The organism is Cellulophaga sp. BC115SP (genome assembly GCF_009905545.1).
In the GTDB taxonomy this organism is placed as follows: Bacteria; Bacteroidota; Bacteroidia; order Cytophagales; family Spirosomataceae; genus Flectobacillus; species Flectobacillus rivi.
This window is the reverse complement of the sequence record NZ_JAAALB010000008.1, coordinates 142,940-163,587: the sequence shown is the minus strand read 5'-3', so window position 1 is coordinate 163,587 and position 20,648 is coordinate 142,940. Positions and strand designations below refer to the sequence as shown.

Annotated in this window: 16 protein-coding genes; 13 read left to right on the top strand and 3 right to left on the bottom strand. The window is 37.4% G+C overall.

Features of this window, described 5'->3' with window-relative positions:
- Window positions 1-47 precede the first annotated feature (47 nt).
- A complete protein-coding gene (locus GVN22_RS08875) occupies window positions 48-1,883 on the bottom strand; it encodes a family 16 glycoside hydrolase (RefSeq protein WP_166550671.1) in 1,836 nt (611 codons plus the stop codon).
- A gap of 279 nt (window positions 1,884-2,162) precedes the next feature.
- Entirely contained in the window at window positions 2,163-3,275 is a 1,113-nt protein-coding gene (locus GVN22_RS08870; RefSeq protein ID WP_166550670.1) for a tetratricopeptide repeat protein, read from the bottom strand.
- Between the two features lie 775 nt (window positions 3,276-4,050).
- On the opposite strand from GVN22_RS08870, the gene GVN22_RS08865 reads away from it, so the two are divergent.
- The 9 genes from GVN22_RS08865 (at window position 4,051) to GVN22_RS08825 (ending at window position 15,529) form a co-directional block, all read left to right on the top strand.
- The gene (locus GVN22_RS08865; RefSeq protein WP_205690824.1) at window positions 4,051-4,632 is read left to right on the top strand and encodes an RNA polymerase sigma factor; all 582 of its coding nucleotides are present in this window, start codon (window positions 4,051-4,053) and stop codon (window positions 4,630-4,632) included.
- Between the two features lie 69 nt (window positions 4,633-4,701).
- A complete protein-coding gene (locus GVN22_RS08860; RefSeq protein WP_166550669.1) occupies window positions 4,702-5,520 on the top strand; it encodes an anti-sigma factor domain-containing protein in 819 nt (272 codons plus the stop codon).
- A gap of 117 nt (window positions 5,521-5,637) precedes the next feature.
- Window positions 5,638-6,303 (top strand): lysoplasmalogenase, encoded by a 666-nt coding sequence (locus GVN22_RS08855; RefSeq protein ID WP_166550668.1) that lies wholly within the window; start codon window positions 5,638-5,640, stop codon window positions 6,301-6,303.
- Window positions 6,304-6,664: 361 nt separating this feature from the next.
- Window positions 6,665-7,246 carry an RNA polymerase sigma-70 factor gene (locus tag GVN22_RS08850; RefSeq protein ID WP_095160236.1) on the top strand — a complete coding sequence of 194 codons (582 nt, stop codon included), beginning with the start codon at window positions 6,665-6,667 and terminating at the stop codon, window positions 7,244-7,246.
- 48 nt (window positions 7,247-7,294) lie between these two features.
- Window positions 7,295-8,332, top strand: a complete 1,038-nt coding sequence (locus GVN22_RS08845; protein ID WP_166550667.1) for a FecR family protein — start codon at window positions 7,295-7,297, stop codon at window positions 8,330-8,332.
- A 48-nt stretch (window positions 8,333-8,380) separates the two neighbouring features.
- The gene (locus GVN22_RS08840) at window positions 8,381-10,303 is read left to right on the top strand and encodes an STN and carboxypeptidase regulatory-like domain-containing protein (RefSeq protein WP_166550666.1); all 1,923 of its coding nucleotides are present in this window, start codon (window positions 8,381-8,383) and stop codon (window positions 10,301-10,303) included.
- A gap of 449 nt (window positions 10,304-10,752) precedes the next feature.
- Window positions 10,753-13,482 carry a TonB-dependent receptor gene (locus GVN22_RS08835; protein ID WP_166550665.1) on the top strand — a complete coding sequence of 910 codons (2,730 nt, stop codon included), beginning with the start codon at window positions 10,753-10,755 and terminating at the stop codon, window positions 13,480-13,482.
- Window positions 13,483-13,504: 22 nt separating this feature from the next.
- On the top strand, window positions 13,505-14,329 hold the full coding sequence (locus GVN22_RS08830; RefSeq protein ID WP_166550664.1) for a hypothetical protein: 825 nt from the start codon (window positions 13,505-13,507) through the stop codon (window positions 14,327-14,329).
- A 207-nt stretch (window positions 14,330-14,536) separates the two neighbouring features.
- Complete coding sequence (locus GVN22_RS08825) at window positions 14,537-15,529, top strand: sterol desaturase family protein (RefSeq protein WP_166550663.1); 993 nt, start codon at window positions 14,537-14,539, stop codon at window positions 15,527-15,529.
- A gap of 60 nt (window positions 15,530-15,589) precedes the next feature.
- Here GVN22_RS08825 and GVN22_RS08820 read toward each other — a convergent pair whose 3' ends face one another.
- Entirely contained in the window at window positions 15,590-16,051 is a 462-nt protein-coding gene (locus GVN22_RS08820; RefSeq protein ID WP_166550662.1) for a hypothetical protein, read from the bottom strand.
- Window positions 16,052-16,234: 183 nt separating this feature from the next.
- On the opposite strand from GVN22_RS08820, the gene GVN22_RS08815 reads away from it, so the two are divergent.
- The 4 genes from GVN22_RS08815 (at window position 16,235) to rny (ending at window position 20,564) form a co-directional block, all read left to right on the top strand.
- A complete protein-coding gene (locus GVN22_RS08815) occupies window positions 16,235-17,749 on the top strand; it encodes an oligosaccharide flippase family protein (protein WP_166550661.1) in 1,515 nt (504 codons plus the stop codon).
- 202 nt (window positions 17,750-17,951) lie between these two features.
- Window positions 17,952-18,281: a hypothetical protein gene (locus GVN22_RS08810; RefSeq protein WP_166550660.1), complete on the top strand. Its 330-nt coding sequence runs from the start codon at window positions 17,952-17,954 to the stop codon at window positions 18,279-18,281.
- An 87-nt stretch (window positions 18,282-18,368) separates the two neighbouring features.
- Window positions 18,369-18,659 carry a cell division protein ZapA gene (locus GVN22_RS08805; RefSeq protein WP_166550659.1) on the top strand — a complete coding sequence of 97 codons (291 nt, stop codon included), beginning with the start codon at window positions 18,369-18,371 and terminating at the stop codon, window positions 18,657-18,659.
- 327 nt (window positions 18,660-18,986) lie between these two features.
- A complete protein-coding gene (gene rny, locus GVN22_RS08800; RefSeq protein ID WP_166550658.1) occupies window positions 18,987-20,564 on the top strand; it encodes a ribonuclease Y in 1,578 nt (525 codons plus the stop codon).
- The last annotated feature ends 84 nt before the right edge of the window (window positions 20,565-20,648 follow it).

Genomic DNA, 20,648 nt, shown 5'->3' with positions numbered 1-20,648 from the left:
GAATGCTTAAATAGAAATGTTGAAAAATCTGTGAATACAATGATTTCTTAGAAAGTCACTTGATAACTTACCTCTTTTAATCCACTCACAGGAATCAATAATTGGGTTTTGCCGTTTGACTGACGAACCACAGCTTGCTGATTGGCAGTATCGCCCAATAGCTCTATATAATACGTTTGGTTATTAATGGCATACAAATTTTTACCAACATTCTTAATAACTTCCCCTTCTGCCACAAGTGCGTACAATGGCTGTGAACTGATTGCATTGCCTCCGATTTGTAAACGACGAACCAAGCCTTCGTTTTTCGTAGAAGAAATCGTTTGGTCTTTGATAGACAAACCATTGTATTCATAAGTAAATACAGGATATGCCACGCCATTTTCTTGCTTAATGAGCTGGTAACCTTTGTATTTCAACTCAGTTTTATTCAAAGAATCTGGAAAAGAAGCATTGGCACTAGCAATAAAAGCCAACGGGAATTTACCATTTGACTGTACCGTAACACCCATTGGTGCGGCAGTTTGAGGCTCGCCACGGTCATGCCACATTTGTGTCACATCCAAAAATTTACCTCTCCAACATTCCAAGAAACCTCCTTGGTTAAGGTCATAAGAGAAGTTTAACCCTCCTGGCAAACCTACACTAATAGCATGTGTTTTTTTACGGTCATTATATACAACAAAAGAGCGTTGTAGTTTTGGCTCTTGGTCGATTGTGATTTCTACTAATGGAGTAGCTTCTGGTTCTGGCAGTGACGTACGCTCAGTGATAGACTGACGATGTGTACCTACACGTTCAACAAAACATCCTAAAGCTCTAGGACCCCAACCGAAGTCTTTAGCATAATATAAGGTATATTTATGAGCCCCAGCTGATAAGGTTCTCTTACCTTGTACGTCTTCATTGTACCAGTGACTACCTGTAGTAATTGTGTCTCCATCAATCAATAATGCTCCTGTTCCTGTCCAGTTGGTAGTGAAGGTATAAGTATCCTTTTCTGGAATAGTAATTGTTCCATCAAATCTCAGCAAAAAGTCAGATTTTGCTTGAGCTAGTTTCATAGAAGGTTCTTTCGTAGTTCCAGTAGCTTCAGGCTTTTGATCTTTTACCTTGAGGTCAGCCAATTTGCCTTTGTAGTAAGCATAATCGGCAGTTCCCATTTGAACTAGTGGTTTGTCAAAAACTTCATAACGAATATTTTTGAAAGCAACTTGACCGTGGTCTCCTTGAATCATCAATGGCGCTTTGCTGGTTTCTTGAGTCGAAACTGCGCCACGAGTTACACCCAAAAGCTCTACGTTTTCGTGAAGCAAAACGCCATTTAACATGATTTTGACAAATTTCGCATTGGCAATTTTTTTGCCGTTAGCGTCAAATCTTGGTGCTTGAAAATCAATTTCGATATGATTCCAAAGCCCTGGTGCTTTGATAGCATTTTGGCGTGGAGGATGTCCTTCATAACCTTCTTTTCCTGCACCACGTGATTCGTCCCAACGGTGGTAAATAGCACCAGCATCGCCATCACTTGGGCGAAGTTTTAACCAGCTATCTAAAATTTGAACTTCATAACGGCTTTGTAAATAAATACCCGAATTAGAACCCTTGGGAATCATGTAGTCGAGCGACAAACGAATGTCACCATGTTCCAAAGCAAATACCAAATCGTCAGTACGTTGATATTTGGCTGCTTTTAAGGTATTGACCAAAATACCTTTTCCTGGACTTGTTACAAGTGCTTCGCCTTGCGGTGTTCCTACAATTTGCCCTTCGATAGACCAGTTGGCACTAGGTTTTTGGAATTGGCTCAAATCATTGAGCGGTATTTCGGTTTGTGCATACACCGAAACTGGAAATAGGAGAAAAAATAGTCGCTTCAACATTAGGATGAATAGTAGTTTTACTAGTTAGTACAAGGCACAAAGCACGCATTCCAATGAGCCTTTTGACGGTTGAGGATTGTTGGTTTTGTGTTTAAGATTTTCTAATAATCAAATATATCAGTGAATTTATAGAGTTCTACACTGTTCTATATTGGTAAAGATAAAAGACGTTTTCTTAAAATTTGAATATTTTTAGAAAAAATGTACTTAAAGTGACAGAGATACAAATCGAAAAATGAATTACCTATTGAGTTTTTAACCTTTCAAAGCAGTATAACTCTATTCTTTACAATTTTGCCAATACAATTTCTCTGCACGTTTGAGACCTTTAGATGACAAGAAACTCCAATCCATACAAGCATATTTCATAATTCCTGCTGACTGGTAGCATTCGGCACGTTTATAAAGTGCATCAATAGAATCTTCAGTCATCAAAATACATTTGGTGAGTAAGCTCACCGCCTTGTCATACTTTTTACGAGCCATTAGACCCATCGCACGATTGTAGAAATTGTCATAAATCTCAGGATCGTAGGCAATAGCCTTAGGATCTTCTTTTTCTGTTTGAAAAGCATATTGGATTCTTGACTTATAGTTTTTCTCTTTCCATCTGGCGGGAAGCCATTTTCTACTAGTGTTTTGTATTGCTGCTATTAGATAAGGATTATATTCAGGATTTGTACTTGAGGTAATGACAATATTTTCAACTAATCCTCTGGTCGTCACATCAAATGAAACCTCAAAACGAGTATTGATATCTTTGGGCAAATGTGATACAAACTCATCTTCGATGAAGTTGTACGAAACGCCATAGGTGTCGTCAAATGCCTGTTCAAAGTCTGGTACATTACGTAGCCATTCGGAGTTGCCTCTGAATTTGGGATAGACTTCTTGGTTAAATAAAAATATAGTATCCTTTTTAGGAGTATCTACAACAATATTGGGTTTGATTAGTTTTCGCAAGTAAATGTCGCCAGGCGTATCCTTCGTAGCCAAATAGTGAAATCTAAATTTCTCGCCTTCATCCATATTTTTGGCATAAACACTAAATGTCATTTCATAATCATTGATTTTATCGATTTTGTAAATGGCTTCATTAATTGTAACCAACGAATCGATAATACGATAGCGAAATGAAGCAGCTTGTTCACCTTGCACAAATGAGCCAGTTCCATTTTTTCGAAATATTAAGCACATCACTGTTTTTCGTTCGGCAGCAGGGTCTTGCAAAATGCTACCATCTTGCATATCTACATAGTTTTTCTCCCAATTGTATTTGGTTAATAATTGAAAGACTCGAACAGGATAACTTAAAGAATCAATTTGAGATTGAGCAATGATGACGGTCTGGACAAGGCATACTAATAGAAAGGACAAAACATTTTTTTTCATAGGACTATCGTGTTTGTAAGCGGGTCATAAAAGTTGATATATAAGGTATTTGAAAAGAGGTGAAGTTGATTTAAGGATAAGGTCAAAAGTTTGATTGTAAAATAAATGTAAAAAATAGTAGTTTCAAACAATCCAAACCTAAACCATTCTCGTAAGTCTGTTTAAAGACATCAATCAATAATAATTATTTATGAAACAGCTTATGTTCTCCACAGTTTTGCCAGGAACAAATGCTGTATTTTCTGCTCAGACTCAAAATACTGCAGCTTTTGGCCAAACGAAAACCCTGCTATCAGGAAATGGAAGCAGGCAACCAGTCCCGAAACGGCAAGCTACCTAATCGGTCGTAATTCTGAAATGAACGTATTAATGAGAAACTTCATTTGAGTAGTTGAGCAATCAAATTGAACATTTGCAATAGTATAATTTTTCGAACAACCTTGATTCTAAGTAATTGTAAAATATATAGGCCTGCTTGCCAGTGTCCACAAATATTTGTGAGATTTGGAGAGATGGAATAATCCAATGACGATCAGAATACTACATTTTGAAAAAATTGTAAGATTCCATCTCACCAAATAAATAGGTGTGGTTTAATAATGGGTAATGTGCAAAGGGCTTTCAAATCTGAAAGTCCTTTGTTTTTAGATAGTTAATTCAAAACATTTTTCTATCTTTGTTTTTACCCTATCATACTCTATTAGACTAATTCATTGACAGCCTCACTAAATATTTACGTCCCATTATTAATTTAGAGACCATTAAACACACCCCTATGTCAAAGCGAAAAACAGTCATATCTGAAGACTCATTGGTGGCTTTATTGCGAAATAAAGACCAGCGTGGTTTTTCGATTCTGTATGATAATTATTCTACTGCTTTGTTTGGAGTCATACACAAAATTGTACACTCCGAAGAAGTAGCTGCAGATGTTATGCAGGATTCCTTTGTGAAAATTTGGAAAAATATCGATGGTTACAATCAGTCGAAGGGTACACTATTTACTTGGATTCTGAATGTAGCGCGCAATACTGCCATTGATAGGATTCGCTCTCAAGAGTATCAAAACTCTCAGCGAAACCAAGACTTAGATTCAACTATAAATTTGATCGACAGTCAAGGCTCTAGTCAGTTTGATGTAGATGCCATTGGCTTAGGTAAAGTTGTCGAAAAATTAAAACCAGAGCATCGTCTAGTAATTGATTTGTTGTATTTCAAAGGCTATACACAAGAAGAGGTTTCAAAAGAGTACGGAATTCCATTAGGAACAGTGAAAACGCGTGTTAAGTCAGCTATCAATCATTTGAGAGAGTACTTTGTCAGTTTTTCATTGATGCTTCTGACATGGCTTATTTAGAGGAAATCAAATAGCCATTCCAGTTAGTATTAAAAGTTGGATCTTTCCCACTATAAAATTTTTTTAAAAATGAATATTCAAGAATATATAGCATCAGGTGTTTTGGAAAGCTATGTGCTCGGAAATACCACTGCCGATGAAACAGCAGAGGTAGAGAGCCTAGCCCAAGCCTATCCAATCATTCAGCTAGAAATAGACACTATCCGAGATAGTATTGAAGAATATGCCTTAAAATTTGCAAAAACGCCTCCTCCCGAGCTGAAATCAAGAGTGATGAATGCACTACTGGAGTTGGAGGAAGCCGAAAAGGCAAATATACAGGCAGTTGCTCCAGAGACCAAAGTAGTAAACTTTACTCCTGAAAGTAAAGGTGCTTCTTTCTCATTCAAGTACGCAGCTTCATGGGTACTACTTGCATTGAGTATAGCAGCCAACTGGTTTTTGTATAGCAACTGGCAAAAATCAGAGGATAAAGTGGTAGCCTTAGAGTCGCAAACACAAATTTTGGCAAGCAACGAACGTGCTCTCAAGGCTAGTTACCAAGAAAACATCAATACCTTGTTGAATCCCGAAACGAAACGAGTGCAATTGGGTGGGCAAAAACCTGCGCCAGATGCCCAAGCGATTGTTTATTGGAACTCTGCTACGCAAGAAGTGTATTTGTCTTCGGTAAAATTGCCTGTTGCTCCTGAAGGAAAACAATATCAGCTTTGGGCAATTGTGGATGGAAAACCTGTAGATGCAGGTTTGTTAGATAATCCAGAGACTTTTGAAAAAATGAAGTCGTTGGGCAATGCTCAGGCATTTGCGATTTCGCTAGAAGCCAAAGGTGGTAGCACCACTGAGGCAGGACCGAAAGGCGAGATTTTTGTACTTGGAAATGTATAGGTTTAAAGTTGAAAATAAATTGAGTGTAAAAACCTCGCAGGAAAATTCTTGCGAGGTTTTTGTTTGAATAGCGAATAAATCGCAACTTCACAAAATACTTGATTCCTATATTTGACTATGAAAAACCTTAATGCCCAAAGGATACTGATACTCTTTGGTATCATATCTGCTCTTGAATTGTTCTTCTTAATTTTTCCATCTGAAAACTTTCCCATTCGGTATTTTACCAAACCTCTACTTTTACCCTTGTTGATATTATATGATTATCAAAATCAACAGGATAGAAAGCCATTTTTCTCTACATTCCGAATTGCCCTTGCCTTTGCGTGGCTGGGCGATGTACTTCTGATGTTGCCCAATGCTTTTGTGCCAGGCTTATTGGCTTTTTTGATGATGCAGATACTATATATCAGGATTTTCTGGCAAGATTGTGCCACACCTCGAAAGGGTTTTGTTTTCTGTCATTTGTGGATTATGTTACTATTAGTGGGCTATCACCTGATGATTATGTTGCCTGTTTGGCCATATTTGGGCACTATGCAGATTCCAGTATTGGTATATTCAATCGTCATAAGTATTATGGTTTTAGCAGCTATTAATCGCATAGGAGAGATGCCAAATGCGCTAAAAGTTGCTGTTGGGGCGGTGTTGTTTATGGTATCTGATAGTTTGATTGCTATTACCAAATTCGGTTCAGATTTTGCTTATAGCGGCTTTTGCGTTATGTTAACTTATATCGTTGCCCAATATTTGATAGTAAAAGGTAGAGAAATACCGAAATAGTAGATACAAATCGTAGCAAAAAATTGTGATGTATGTTGTATCTAAAATACTTGCAGTACGACAAGGATGAATCAAAAGCTTATTTTTTAAAAAATTGAAAAAAGATAGGGGATATATACTAAATGGTTGTCATAGAAGTAATTAAGGAGAGTTAATGAAAATATTATTTTTATACGTTATTTATAAGCTCAGGAGATTTATTAAAATACCCTATACCTTTTATAACTAATAGATGCCGTTTAAAACTAATTGCTTAAGATTAAAAAGTGAAGCTGTGTAACTTTGTGATGTCTTGATTAAAATTGCTTTTTTTAATCAAATTGATTTTCTTTAAACTTAAATCCATCACAAGCTCTTGGCCTTGCAACTTACTGATACCGACATACTCGAAGCAATTCGACAAGGAAATGAACGTGTTTTTGAAGTAGTCTTCCGAAAATACTATCAAGCCTTGTGTAATTATGCCTTTGGCCTTCTCAAAGATATGGACGATGCCGAGGAGATTGTACAAGGGATGTTTCTGAAAGTATGGGACCAGCGTCAGGACTTAGAAATAACTGTTTCGCTGAAATCATATTTATATCGAGCTGTGCATAATACTTGCTTAAATCGTATTAAGCACCTCAAAATTCAAGATACTTATCGCCAGCATGTGGGAGATTTTATGGAAAATAACCACGTGTCAGCTACCGATGAATTATATAAAGCAGAATTAGAAGCGCGTATTGCCGAGGCCATCGAAAAACTTCCAGAACAATGTAGATTGATTTTTCGGATGAGTCGTTTTGAGGAACTTAAATACCAAGAAATTGCTAACGAACTTCAACTGTCGGTAAAGACGGTCGAAAATCAAATCGGAAAAGCGCTCAAGATATTAAGACAAGAATTAGCAGAGTATTTGCCAAGTATTCTTTGGCTTGGACTTTTGTTATTTCACCACTGATAAAAAGATTCTTACTTGTGCCAAGCGTACACTTGGCGTTGAATAAATATGGCAGAGCATCAAAACATAGACGAACTTTTAGCAAAGTATTTGGCAGAAGAAAGCCCAGAGGAGGATTTTTCCGAAATCCAAGACCATCTGAATGAGCTTCCTGATGGAAATACCGTCTTTGAACATTCCAAAATTATTTGGGATGCCAGCGCTGCATTTCAACAAAAAAAACCTTGTGATATAAATGCTGCTTGGCAAAAAGTCAAAAAGCAAATGTCTTGTCCTTCCAAATTGGAAGATCATACGCCAATTGTTCATCTCAACGAGTCTTCCACCATTATTCGTCCACTCTCCGAAAAACGAGTAATTCCTTTTCAGAGAGTGATAGGTATCGCAGCAAGTGTAATTGTATTGATGGGAGTATTGCTTTTTCTCTTTTGGAAACCAGCACCTGAGTCAGCACCGCTACAAGAATCAATTGCACAAGAAAAAGTACTTAATTATACTTTGCCTGATGGCACTAAAGTGAGCTTGAATCGTGGTTCGAAAATTTCGTATCCTTCTACTTTCGAAGGACAAACACGTGAAATTACTCTGCAAGGGGAAGCCTTTTTTGATGTCGCTCATGATGCCCAACATCCCTTTATTATTCATGCACAAGGAGCAGACATAAAAGTATTAGGAACATCCTTTAATGTAAATGCCTATTCGAAACAGGTAAAAGTCTGGGTAAAAACTGGTAAAGTTCAAGTCAAAAAATCTGCTTCAGTTATACAATTGCTCCCTGGCGAGCAAGCGGAAGTCCAAGGCGACGATGTTGTACGCTCGGCCAATGTAGATGCCAATCAAGCTGCTTATTTTTCTCAAAGTTTTAATTTTGAAAATACCGATTTATCTTCTGTTGTAACGACCTTAAGTCAAGTTTATGGGGTAAAAATAACCTTAGCCAACGAGGCGATGAACCATTGTAAGCTGACTGTAAATTTTGAAAAAGAGTCTTTAGAAAATATTCTTGCCGTAATTGCTACAACTTTTGACATAAATGTACAAAAGCAAGGTCAAAATTTCGTTTTAGAGGGAAAAGGTTGCCAATAATTTCCTAATTTTGGAGCCGCATAAACTCTCTTTAAACAACTTGTATCTATGTCTTTTAGTGTACGAAGCATAATAGCGTTTTGGACTTTGTCTGTATGCTTATTGGTACACTCCAATGCACTTGCACAATCTGCGAATCTTGAACGGGTAGTCACTGCTCGTTTTTCGGACGTTTCCGTAGAGGAAGTTCTGTCCTATTTGTCTGCTCAGGGAAATTTTAAGTTTTCATATAATTCGTCATTAATCGATGAAGACAAATCTGTTGAGTTAATTCTTGTCAACAAAACCATTCGTGAAGCCATCGGTTTGCTATTTAAAGGAACGATTCGGTACAAAGTGCAAGGTCAGTATGTGATTTTGCTCAAGGCCGAGCGCGACCCTCTATATATTAGTGGCGTGGTGTACGATGCTATATCGGGTAAAAAACTTCCCAATGTCAGTATTTACGAACGCAATAGTTTGGCGTCTACGGTTACCAATCAGAATGGTTATTATCGTATAAAGCTCAATCATACAAAAACTATTTTTAAATTGTCAGTATCAGGCCCAGAATATGAATCACAGACTTTGGTTGTCAAGCTTTTACAGTCAGAAACCAAAGATTGGGCACTTCAACCTAAGGTCAAACAGCCAGAATTGCCCTTTGATGATAATTCACCCTATTTCCCCAACTTGATCGACACGGTTGCAATCCCCAAAGAGGTTCCCATCTTAGTGCCTAGAGTGCCAGTGACAGGTTTGCTACTTTCTGAATATAGCGTAGCGGATACCACGGATAATATTTTTCCGATTTATCGAAAAGATTCTAGTCGTTTATTTCGATTTTGGGATGAAATCAAGTCGAGATTTAGCAAAATGATGATTGCTCGAACTCAAAGAATCCACGACAAAAACGTAACAGATACGCTATCTCGTCCTTTTCAACTATCATTATTGCCATTTCTAGGAACAAATAAGCTCCTTTCAGGAAGTATCGAAAACAGAGTTTCGGTCAATATTGTGATGGGCTATTCGGCAGGAGTTCGCAAAATGGAATTCGGAGGTGGTCTGAATGGTGTACGCCGAAATGTCAACGGTTTTCAGTTTGCGGGTGTAGGAAATATTGTAGGGAAAAATGTAACAGGTGTGCAAATGGGTGGGGTTTTCAATACAGTTTTGGGCGAAACCCAAGGTGTTGCGATGACGCTGGGCTGGAACCATACATGGAAAAATATGACGGGTTTACAAGCCGCTGGTCTTATCAATATTACACATAAAGAAACCAGAGGAGCGCAATTGTCAGGTGTGTTAAACGTAACAGGCAAGCTGTCGAAAGGTCTTCAAATGGCGCCAATCTTGAATGTTGTGCTCAAAGAATCAAAAGGATGGCAAGTGGGGCTTCTTAACTTTTCACATAAAATCTCGAAAGGAGGACATCAAATTGGCTTTTTGAACTTTAGTGATTCATCGGCCACCGCACCAATCGGCTTTTTGAGTTTTGTGGGCAAAGGTAACGGCTATAAACGATTTGAAGTAGCTATAGATGAGATACAGTCCGCTAATATCACTTTCAAAACGGGTGTTCCTGCATTTTATAATATCTTGACGCTTGGCTCCAATTTTGTTCGTGCCTACGAACTGGTAAATATTGGCTATGGTTTCGGACGAGCCTATAAACTAGGAGGAAGATGGATGATGAATACCGACGTTACGAGTGGACTGATGGTTGAGTACAATCAGTACGGAGAGGTTAACCAAGGGGTTTTATGGCGCTTTGATTTAGGCTTCGAAAAATTTCTAGCACGTAACTCAACGCTCACCTTTGGACCATCTATCAAAGCGCTGGTAATTGACCCCGCCAATTCATCGTATGCCAATGGTAAACCATTCAAAAATATGCCAACTTATCAGGCGATTCGTTCTACAGAAAGATTTACACTTTGGTATGGTTTTCAGATGGGATTACGCATCAAACAACGATATGGAGACTAATGTGGTGCTGAGTGAGGAGTTGTCCTTTTTACTTGCTCCCAAAAAGCGCCGTAGGAGAGAGAAAATTCAATCTAACCGATATTCTTTCTCACCTACAGCGCTCTTTTTTTAATAACTAGGGGATACACTTTTCTTAATAATCAGACCTCTCTCTACATTTTGGGAAATTGCGGAAGGTAACGCAACTTATGTTGGACAAGTATAACTACTTTTGTCCAAAACATTTCTCACCCCCAAAACACCCTTTGTGCCTTTGCCCCTCTGCCACTTTGTGCCTCCAATAACAATATCGCCGAAATTCCCACTTCCATCTACAAACCTATGCGATAGAGCGATTTCTTATATTGAAATGGCAACGTTTAACGGTTCTTCTTTAGTCCCTGATATTGGGAAAATGCAAAAACTGCATCATAAAAGATTAACCAATTTTATTCGTTACACTATCAAGCATGAGAAAAATACTATTACTGTTCGCATTGATTTGCATTCAATGGTCTTTTCAAGCGTGGGGTCAACAAACACCCATTTCGGTCAATACGACAGGAATTACCATTGCCGATGAATTCTATAATAATGCTCTTCTTTCTGAAATTTGTCAGGATTTAACTAAAAAAACAGGGGTAAAAATAGATGCTGACCCTACCCTTCTGAGCAAATACCGCATTAGTTACTGGTTTCAGAAAATCAAAGCAGAAATTGGCTTTACTAATGCGTTAAAAAATACAGATTTGAAGATATATGTCGACGAAAACAGTATCCTTCATATCGTACCCAAATCTCAAAAAGTTACCGTTGCCAAAGCCATTACCGAACAACAGTACAAAGGCAAATCAGAAAAAACAAATTTTAGTATTTCTGGTAAAATCGTAGATGCGCTCACTGGCGAATCACTAGCTTTTACCACTGTTACTGTAAAAGGTAGAAAAACTGGTGTGCAGACCAATGTTGATGGGCTTTTTACAATACAAAAAATACCTTCCGATACTAGTGCCTTGGTGATTAGCTATATAGGTTACAGAACCTTGACTTATTACCTGAACCCCCAAACACCAACTAGCAACCTTCGTATTGATCTTGTACCTGCCAACGAGGAACTAGACGAAGTAAAAGTAACAGGCGAAAAAACCGAAATCATGAAGGTCAACGAAACCGTTGGAATGTTTATGATGACTCCTAAAAACATTGCGAAGCTTCCCAATGTCGGTGAAAAGGATATTTTTCGAGGTTTCCAGCTAATGCCTGGGATTAGTGCAGCCAATCAATCATCATCGGGCTTGTATGTACGTGGTGGTACGCCAGACCAAAATCTCGTTTTGTACGATGGTTTTACGGTGTACTATGTCGACCACCTTTATGGCTTTTTTAGTGCCTTCAACTCCAATGCCATCAAAGATGTACGTTTGTTCAAAGGAGGTTTTGAGGCAAAATATGGTGGTCGTGTATCCAGTGTAGTTGATATAACTAGTAAAGACGGTAACCAAAAAGAGTTTAACGCCACCGCTGATGTCGGTTTGTTGAGTGCCAATATTTTGGCGGAAGGCCCTATTACAAAAAAAATGACCTTCGTGGTAGCAGCTCGCCACTCATGGGCTGGACCGATTTACAACAAAATCTTCAATACCTTCAAAGCTCAACAAGCTGCTAATAGTAGCAACAATGCAGGCTTTACAGGCGGATTTGCTCGTAGATTCCAGTCTGGACAAACGGTATCATCTTACTTTTATGACCTCAACGGAAAGGTTACCTACCGTCCTACCCAACGAGATAACATTACATTGAGTTTTTATAATGGCGAAGATTTTTTGGATAATTCACAAAATCTTTCACTTCCATTTGGTGGCGGTCGAGGAGGTGGTTTTGCCAATACCGATGTATCAAACTGGGGCAATACAGGTTCAAGTTTGAAATGGTCACGCCAATGGACTGAGCGTTTTTATACCAATACCCTCTTTAGTTTTTCAAACTATTACAGCAACAGAGATAACACCAACCAGAATACGATTACTCGTACCGACGGCACAACTCAAAATGTCAAGTTTGGTTCTTTGGAAAACAATGACTTAAAGGATATTTCTTTTAAATCAGATTTTGAATATCGTCTATCATCTCATCAGTTAATTGAAATGGGCGTGCAAGCTAGTCATTTGCAGATAGATTATGCCTACAGTCAAAATGACACCACTGTAATTTTAGGAAAAAATGATAGAGGAAATTTGATTTCGGCCTACCTCCAAGACCAAATCAAATTTGGTGATAGTAAATTGGTGTTGAAACCAAGTTTAAGAACCACTTATTACGACGTAACCAAAAAGAACTATTTAGAACCTCGACTTTCAGCGACTTTTTCTTTAACCAAAAAATTGATGCTTAAAGGTGCATTGGGACAATACTATCAGTTTGCCAAACAAGTGGAGCGCGAAGATATCACCAATGGTAGCCGTAGTTTCTGGTTGTTGGCCAATGACAGCTACTTACCTGTGACATCTTCTAAGCACTATATTATTGGGGCTAGTTATGAAATAGACGATTATGTATTTGACGTAGAAGCCTATTACAAAGACATCGACAACGATACTCGTTACACCCTGCGCTTTGTACCGACAGTAGGCAGAGGTTTGTCTGCTAGCGAAACCTTCTTTACGGGTACAGGAAAAGTAAGAGGTATTGACTTTTTGATTCAGAAAAAATTTGGAGACTACACAGGTTGGATAGGCTACACCTTAGCCAAGTCAGAAAAAAGTATTGTACAGTTTTCAGCAACGCCGTTTCCTTCTAACTACGACGTTCGCAATGAATTCAAAAGTGTAAATATGTACAAAATGGGACACTGGGATTTTTCTCTTACATGGATATATGCCTCTGGTATGCCATATACCTCTATTACAGGTGGCTATATCATCAAATTGTTGGATGGTACCGAAAAAGACTACACGAGCCCATCAACGACCAACGCCAATCGTCTGCCAGACTCACACCGTATGGATGTGGCGGCTACCTACAACTTCAAACATGGCAGTATTGGCTTGTCTATTTATAATTTATATGGTCGCCAGAATGTTTGGTACAAAAAATTCCAAACCATTACCGACAGCGATACCAACGAAAAGTATTTGTCGGTTACCAATGTGAATTACTTGGGCTTTACGCCAAACATCACCTTTACTTATAAATTGAAATAATCCGTAAAAGCATTTACATATCATGAAAATATATCATTTCATAGTAGCCATTTTGTTGGGAGGCATCTTATCGAGCTGTAGTAATGAAGGCTCAGTAGAAGTTACCGACAATGCAGTAATAGAAGCGTATCTTGTGGCTGGGCAATATATTACCATGCACGTCAAAAAAGAAATCCCATACAGTGACCAAAGTATCAGCTCAGAAGAACCAATAGATGGGCTCAAAATTACAGTAACTGGAGATGGAAACACGTATTCACTTGTATCGCTAGGAAATGGCGACTATCGTTCAGATACTACAGTAAAACTCAAGGTTGGCGTGAGTTATAGCATGAGTTTTGTCTATAATGGAAAAACCATTTCTGCCACCACGATTATTCCCAGCAAACCCGAAAATTACGCCCTTGACCAAAGCTCTATTTATCTATCACAAATTGATTTAAGTAGCGGTGGTAGACCTATGGGCGGCATGGGCGGAACCAACATTCAGGTAACTTGGGACAACACCACGAGCGATTATTATTTTGTAGTGGTAGACAATATCGAGACAGACCCAACACCCATTTACATTTTGGCTGATGATGCTGACTCTACTATGTTCACACGTAGATTTAGAAGTCAGCCCGTACAAGGAACATCCACCAGTGTAAACCCTAACGAGTTTCAATACTTTGGTATGCACAATGTGATATTGATGCACGTAAACCCAGATTACGCCGCTTTATATCGCAGTTCAGGCTCAACCTCACAAAATATTAGCACCCCTCCTACCAGTATTACGAATGGTTTGGGGGTATTTACAGGAGTAAATGCAGATACACTCAAGTTTGAAGTAAAACAACGATAATATAAAGTATTCTACGAAAAAACACTTCATTTAGTAAAGTATTCGTAGAATATTTCTTTTTTTACAAAATCTATATTATAAAAAATATCAATAATAACCATAAATAAACGACTATAACCTATAATCCTCACAAATCAATAAATCAAAGTAAAAGTTATTTAATTTTATTTATTTTGCAAAAAACTCAATTATATAAAGTTTTACGCTATGCAAAATAACTTAAATGCTCTAAAAGACCTACTACACGAGCTCATCATTTTTTTTAGAATAGAAGGCCTTTTCGCTATTATTCATGATGGTAACTGGCGAGCATTCAAAACTGTCGACGGTATCTTTACATTGTTGATGCCATTAGCTCCCATTATTATTGTCGCAGAGATTTTCCTTCTTATCATTACCCATCAATTTAACAGAAAGTTTTATAAAATACCTTTCCTTATTATTATCATTAACCGTATCCTTGAAAAGGTTTTAAAGTTATCTATTACAATTTTCTTTATCGCTTTATTCAAGGATTATGCGTTATTCCATCTTAGTTTAAAATGGTATTTTATACCCTTGGGCTATCTTATTTATGAACTAAATTCATTTATAAGACATTATGCAGCACACAAAATCAGACTACTTTGGTGTAGTCATGCAGTACATCATTCTGCGACAGAGATAACTTCTTCTGTTACTTTAACTACTGCATATCTCGAAAACATCTATACAGATATTTTTGCAGCCAGTTTTTGTACCTTAATGGGATTATCCCCTTCATTATTCTTTTTCGTAATGATTCTGGATAGTATCTGGGGTGCGTTCGTTCATGTCAGTGAAAAAGCCCTCAAAAATGGAAGACTTGGGTTTCTGGAAAAATTAATCCTAACGCCATCGCACCATAGAGTACACCATGCTAGCAACGACCTGTACATGGATACCAATTTTTGCTCAATTATCAACATTTGGGATAGACTTTTTGGTACTTATCAAGAAGAGAAAACCTACGAACCCGTTAAATATGGCATTACAAGACCAATGGATGCCAATAACTTTTGGGACGTTTATTTCGGCGAATATGTGGCATTATGGAACGATGTAAAAAATGCCAATGGTATTAATAAAATCAAATACATCTTTATGCCTCCAGGATGGCATCCTAATGGCGAACAACAAACCGCTGCCATATTGCGACAAAAAGCAATAAATCGAGAATAAAAATAAAGCCTCCATGTCATAGAGAAGACATAGAGGCTTTATTTTTATTCATGTTATTTATTATTTCTTCTGACCTCCAAATTGGTATCCTACTCCCAACCAAGAACGAATAATGCCACTTGTACCTTGAATGTTATTGATGTAAGGCGATATTTCGTAATTAACACTTAATTGTGGTAATTTTTCTAAAGGATAAATTCTTGTTCCTATCGAGCCAAAATATCCTTTGATCAAATCATCTTTATTGACAATAGCTCCAACAAACCCAAAGTTTACCCCACCCCCAACGTAAAAATTAGCTTTCCCTGCCTTTGCTACATTCAGCATCAAAGCTGGTTCAGTATTCAATGATGAAGAAAAGGAATTTAATTGAAAACGGCAGTCTACCCATAACCTTTTGGTTGCATTGCTCGATACCGAAAGTATATTATTCCAAGGGTAATAACTAACGGCTTGCGCCTGAAGCTTTATTGTACTAGTTAAGGTTAATATCAAACCTAAAAACAAGAGGCTTTTCCTCATAATTTTGATTTTTTAGTATAAATAAAAATGATTCCTATAAGTCCACAAACAATGATAGCAGCTCGAAACCGCTGAGCTGATTTATGTCAAAGATAAAAGAAGTCTTACGGCGAACCAACAATAAATCATCAACTCTCTGTAACTTTGCCTCATTGATAAAAAATACACTGAACTCTCTCTGATATGTCAGTTTTAAAAAAATTGGCGGGCGAAACCGCATCTTATGGAATTTCTACCATTTTGGGGCGTTCGCTCAATTTCCTATTAGTATTTATTCATACTGCAGCATTTCTGCCCGAAGATTTGGGTATCAATGTCAAGCTATACAGTTATGTGGCTGTAGCTAATATCCTTTATACTTATGGCATGGAAACGGCTTTCTTTCGCTTTGCCGCCGAAGATAAGACTCGTTACTACAATCTCATACAAACTGCATTATTGGTTACCAGTACCATTTTTTCAGGAGTACTGATTCTTTTTTCGTCTTCAATTATCACGAATTTAGGTTACCCACATCGCGAATTAGACCTAATATGTTTAGCTGTGCTCATTTGGATAGACTCTATTACTGCTATTCCTTTTGCACGCTTACGATTAGAAAAAGCCACTAAAAAATTTGTCGCTGCAAAGATTATCAATATCCTCATCAATGTTGGACTCAATATCTTTTTCTTATTGGGTCTGAAAAAAATCTCAGAGGGCGACTACCTAACATTTTTACAACCATTAGCCCAAACGTTGTATGTTCCTTCGATTGGAGCTGGCTATATCATTATTGCCAACCTGTTGGCGAATATGTCCTATATCTGGTTATTGAGAAAAGAAATCTTCGATTACAAATTTGAGTTTGAATGGCCACTTTTCAAGGAGCTATTGGTATATGCGTATCCTATTATGATTATGGGTTTAGCAGGTATGGTCAATCAGGTTTTTGACAGAATTCTGTTAGAGCAATTTTTACCAGAAAACTTTTACCCAGGTCGTACCTCGCGCCAAGCCTTAGGAATTTATGGCAATGCCTATAAACTTTCTATTTTTATGGCTTTGTCGACACAAGCCTTTAGATATGCAGCCGAGCCTTTTTTCTTATCAAAAAATAAAGAAAAAAACTCTACCGAGACCTTGGCCGAAGCTACCAAATGGTTCACCATCGTTTGTATTTTTATCTGGCTGGGCGTATGTCTTAACCTTGACTGGCTCAAAAAGTTATTCTTACGCAAGGCCATTTATCAAGAAGGCATTACGGTTGTTCCTTTGTTGCTCTTGGCAAATTTATTCTTAGGAGTATATTACAATATTTCTGTTTGGTTTAAGTTAAATAACAAGACTTATTTTGGCACGATTATTACTTTTATAGGTTTGGCAGTAACTGTGATTTTAAACATCGTACTGATTCCTAAACTTGGATACATGGGATGTGCTTGGGCATTTCTAATTTCATGTTTTACGATGACTGTACTTTGTTATTATTGGGGACAAAAGTATTATCCTGTTCCGTATAGAATCAAATCGGCAGTTGGTTACATTGTCAGTGCAGGGGCGCTAATTTATTTTACATTATCGATACCAATCGCAAATCTTTGGATTTCTATTCCATACCATGCCTTGTTATTGGTTCTATACACAATAGGAGTAATTGTAGTAGAGCGTAAAACTATACTTCCTCAAAAATGGCAAAAACGCTTTAAATTGAGTTAAAATGGTCATTTTACCTAGAGATTTTGGGCATTAAGCCCGAAGAAAAACCATTCAATAAAAAAAGGCTGATAATTGCTCAATTATTTAAGAGAAAATTAAGAAATTTGTATTAGTTTTAGTTTTTTGTAATACATAAGACTATTTTCTTCATACAATCCGATTAACACAGTAATTCTTACTTTATTCAAAATCCATTTTGCTCATGACCGAATTTCAGATAAGAACCATTATTGATTCCTTAGAAGTAAAGCTAAGGAAATTGGTCATGGCCTATACTGAACTGAAGGATCAGTTGAAAGAGTCGCAAAAGGAAAAAGAATTACTTAAAAAGAAGATAATCGAGATTGAAAAAGAGAATTTAGATTTACAGAAAAAATTAAACGAACAGTCTAAAAACTTTAAAAAGTCAGATAAATTTACTAAGATTGTAGCGAACAATCTCAAAAACGCAGGTGACCCTGCCGAATTGAAGGAAAAAATCGACGAATATATTTTGGAAATAGATAAGTGTATTAGTCAACTAAGCGTTTAAAAATCTCTAGGTAACTGGATATAGCATATATAAATTTATAGCTCAGACAAAGCCGAGACGGTATGAGTCATTAAAAATCCTAAACCAATGGCAGATAAAATCCCTTGCAATATCAATGTAGGTCTTAAGGAGTTCAACCTGATGGTAGGACGAGAGGAGGAAGAGTACGTTCGCAAGGCAGCAAAGTTGATTAATGAAAGAATGGATTTTGTGAGAGAAAAAGTTGGTCTCTCCGAATCATACGAACTACTCGCTTTTGTAGCATTAGATTACGCCATCGACAATCTAAAGTTTGACAACAAGCACTCTGATCTCCAAAAAACTGTAATGACCAAAATATCAGAAATGGATACTCTTGTTGATTCCATTTTAAAGTAAAGTCTTAAAGTATATTCGTGTGCACTAAATGTTTTGCTTCTCCATACTGAATATTTTAGAAAGTATTTTTAAGCCAAAACATCAAGATAGATTATTTAATTAGAATATTTTGATACAACGCCTTGCTTCACAGCTCGAGCTTCAAGATATATGGTATTCTAGTATCTGTATTTTTATAGATATTGGCTAATCTTCAGCTTTGATATTCCCCCTCTTCGGTAATTGCCTGTTTTAGTATTTTTTTTCACAATCGTTATTTAACTATTGACTTATGCTCGCTACCGAGCTTGATTCACTAATAAAGCGATTCTAAAACGGTATTCTAAAATGTTAACTCCAATCATTGCTGCTGTAGTTTCTCTTGTGGCAGGTATATTTCTTGGCAAAGTGATTTTTGCAAAAAATACACAAAAAATCGAAGATGAGGCTATCGCCAAAGCTTCAGATATTGTAAAAAATGCTGAGTCTCAAGCTGAAAATATTAAAAAAGATCGTATTCTCGAAGCAAAAGAGAAGTTCCTTAAGTTAAGAGCCGAATTTGAAGATGACTCTAACAAAAAGAAACAAATCCTTATCCAAAACGAACAAAAACTCAAAGAAAAGGAACGCAGCATTCAACAATCGATGGAGCAAACTAAGCGCCTCGAATCTGAATTGAATAGCCAACGCCAATCGTTGAACGCGAAGGATGAAAATTTAAAACGTAAGTTAGAGGAAGCAGACCGTAAACGTGACGAAGCTGAAAAAATGTTAGCTTCACAAGTAGCTCAATTAGAAAAAATTGCAGGTCTTTCTGCCGATGAAGCTCGTCAACAATTGATTGACGCATTGCGTGGTGAGGCTGAAACTAAGGCATCTTCTATTATCAAAAATACCATCGAAGAAGCGAAGTTGACAGCTACGAAAGAAGCTAAAAAGGTTGTTATTGAAACGATTCAACGTACAGCTGCCGAAAATGCTATCGAAAACTGTGTGTCTGTATTCAACATCGAATCTGATGATGTAAAAGGTAAAATCATTGGTCGTGAAGGTCGTAACATTCGTGCATTAGAATCAGCTACTGGTGTTGAATTTATTGTAGACGATACTCCAGAGGCGATTATCATTTCAGGTTTTGATCCTGTTCGTCGTGAAATTGCTCGTTTGTCATTACACCGTTTGGTACAAGATGGTCGTATTCACCCAGCTCGTATTGAAGAAGTTGTAGCTAAAACGAAGAAAAATATTGAAGAAGAAATCATCGAAATCGGTGAGCGTACTGTAATCGATTTGGGTATCCACGGTTTGCATCCAGAACTCATCAAGATGGTTGGTCGTATGCGTTTCCGTTCTTCTTATGGTCAGAACTTATTACAACACTCTCGCGAAGTAGCCAAACTTTGTGCTACTATGGCGGCTGAATTAGGCTTGAATGCGAAGTTGGCTAAACGTGCAGGTTTGTTACACGATATTGGTAAAGTATGGCCAGAAGAAGCTGAATTACCACACGCTATCTTGGGTATGCAGCTAGCAGAAAAATACAAAGAGAATGTAGAAGTTTGTAACGCTATTGGTGCTCACCACGATGAAATTGAAATGACATCTATGATTTCTCCAATCGTTCAAGTATGTGATGCAATCTCTGGTTCTCGCCCAGGTGCTCGTCGTGAAATGATGGAATCTTATATGCGCCGTTTGAAAGAACTTGAAGAATTGGCAACAAGCTTCAATGGTGTTCAAAAATGTTACGCTATCCAAGCTGGTCGTGAACTACGAGTATTAGTGGATTCTGAAAATGTATCTGACGAAAAAGCAAGCATGTTGTCGTACGATATTTCTCAAAAAATCGAAAAAGAAATGCAGTATCCTGGTCAAATCAAGGTAACTGTAATTCGTGAAATGCGTGCTGTAAATTACGCGAAATAATTTCACACAATAAATTCACAAAAGCCTCATTAAACTAATATGTTTGATGAGGTTTTTTTATGTCAAACTCTTTCACCCCAAATC

Bases quoted from the DNA above. Each gene is read 5' to 3' on its own strand.
- GVN22_RS08875 (WP_166550671.1), bottom strand. From the start codon at position 1,883: ATGTTGAAGCGACTATTTTTTCTCCTATTTCCAGTTTCGGTGTATGCA.
- GVN22_RS08870 (WP_166550670.1), bottom strand. From the start codon at position 3,275: ATGAAAAAAAATGTTTTGTCCTTTCTATTAGTATGCCTTGTCCAGACC.
- GVN22_RS08865 (WP_205690824.1), top strand. From the start codon at position 4,051: ATGTCAAAGCGAAAAACAGTCATATCTGAAGACTCATTGGTGGCTTTA.
- GVN22_RS08860 (WP_166550669.1), top strand. From the start codon at position 4,702: ATGAATATTCAAGAATATATAGCATCAGGTGTTTTGGAAAGCTATGTG.
- GVN22_RS08855 (WP_166550668.1), top strand. From the start codon at position 5,638: ATGAAAAACCTTAATGCCCAAAGGATACTGATACTCTTTGGTATCATA.
- GVN22_RS08845 (WP_166550667.1), top strand. From the start codon at position 7,295: ATGGCAGAGCATCAAAACATAGACGAACTTTTAGCAAAGTATTTGGCA.
- GVN22_RS08840 (WP_166550666.1), top strand. From the start codon at position 8,381: ATGTCTTTTAGTGTACGAAGCATAATAGCGTTTTGGACTTTGTCTGTA.
- GVN22_RS08835 (WP_166550665.1), top strand. From the start codon at position 10,753: ATGAGAAAAATACTATTACTGTTCGCATTGATTTGCATTCAATGGTCT.
- GVN22_RS08830 (WP_166550664.1), top strand. From the start codon at position 13,505: ATGAAAATATATCATTTCATAGTAGCCATTTTGTTGGGAGGCATCTTA.
- GVN22_RS08825 (WP_166550663.1), top strand. From the start codon at position 14,537: ATGCAAAATAACTTAAATGCTCTAAAAGACCTACTACACGAGCTCATC.
- GVN22_RS08820 (WP_166550662.1), bottom strand. From the start codon at position 16,051: ATGAGGAAAAGCCTCTTGTTTTTAGGTTTGATATTAACCTTAACTAGT.
- GVN22_RS08815 (WP_166550661.1), top strand. From the start codon at position 16,235: ATGTCAGTTTTAAAAAAATTGGCGGGCGAAACCGCATCTTATGGAATT.
- GVN22_RS08810 (WP_166550660.1), top strand. From the start codon at position 17,952: ATGACCGAATTTCAGATAAGAACCATTATTGATTCCTTAGAAGTAAAG.
- GVN22_RS08805 (WP_166550659.1), top strand. From the start codon at position 18,369: ATGGCAGATAAAATCCCTTGCAATATCAATGTAGGTCTTAAGGAGTTC.
- rny (WP_166550658.1), top strand. From the start codon at position 18,987: ATGTTAACTCCAATCATTGCTGCTGTAGTTTCTCTTGTGGCAGGTATA.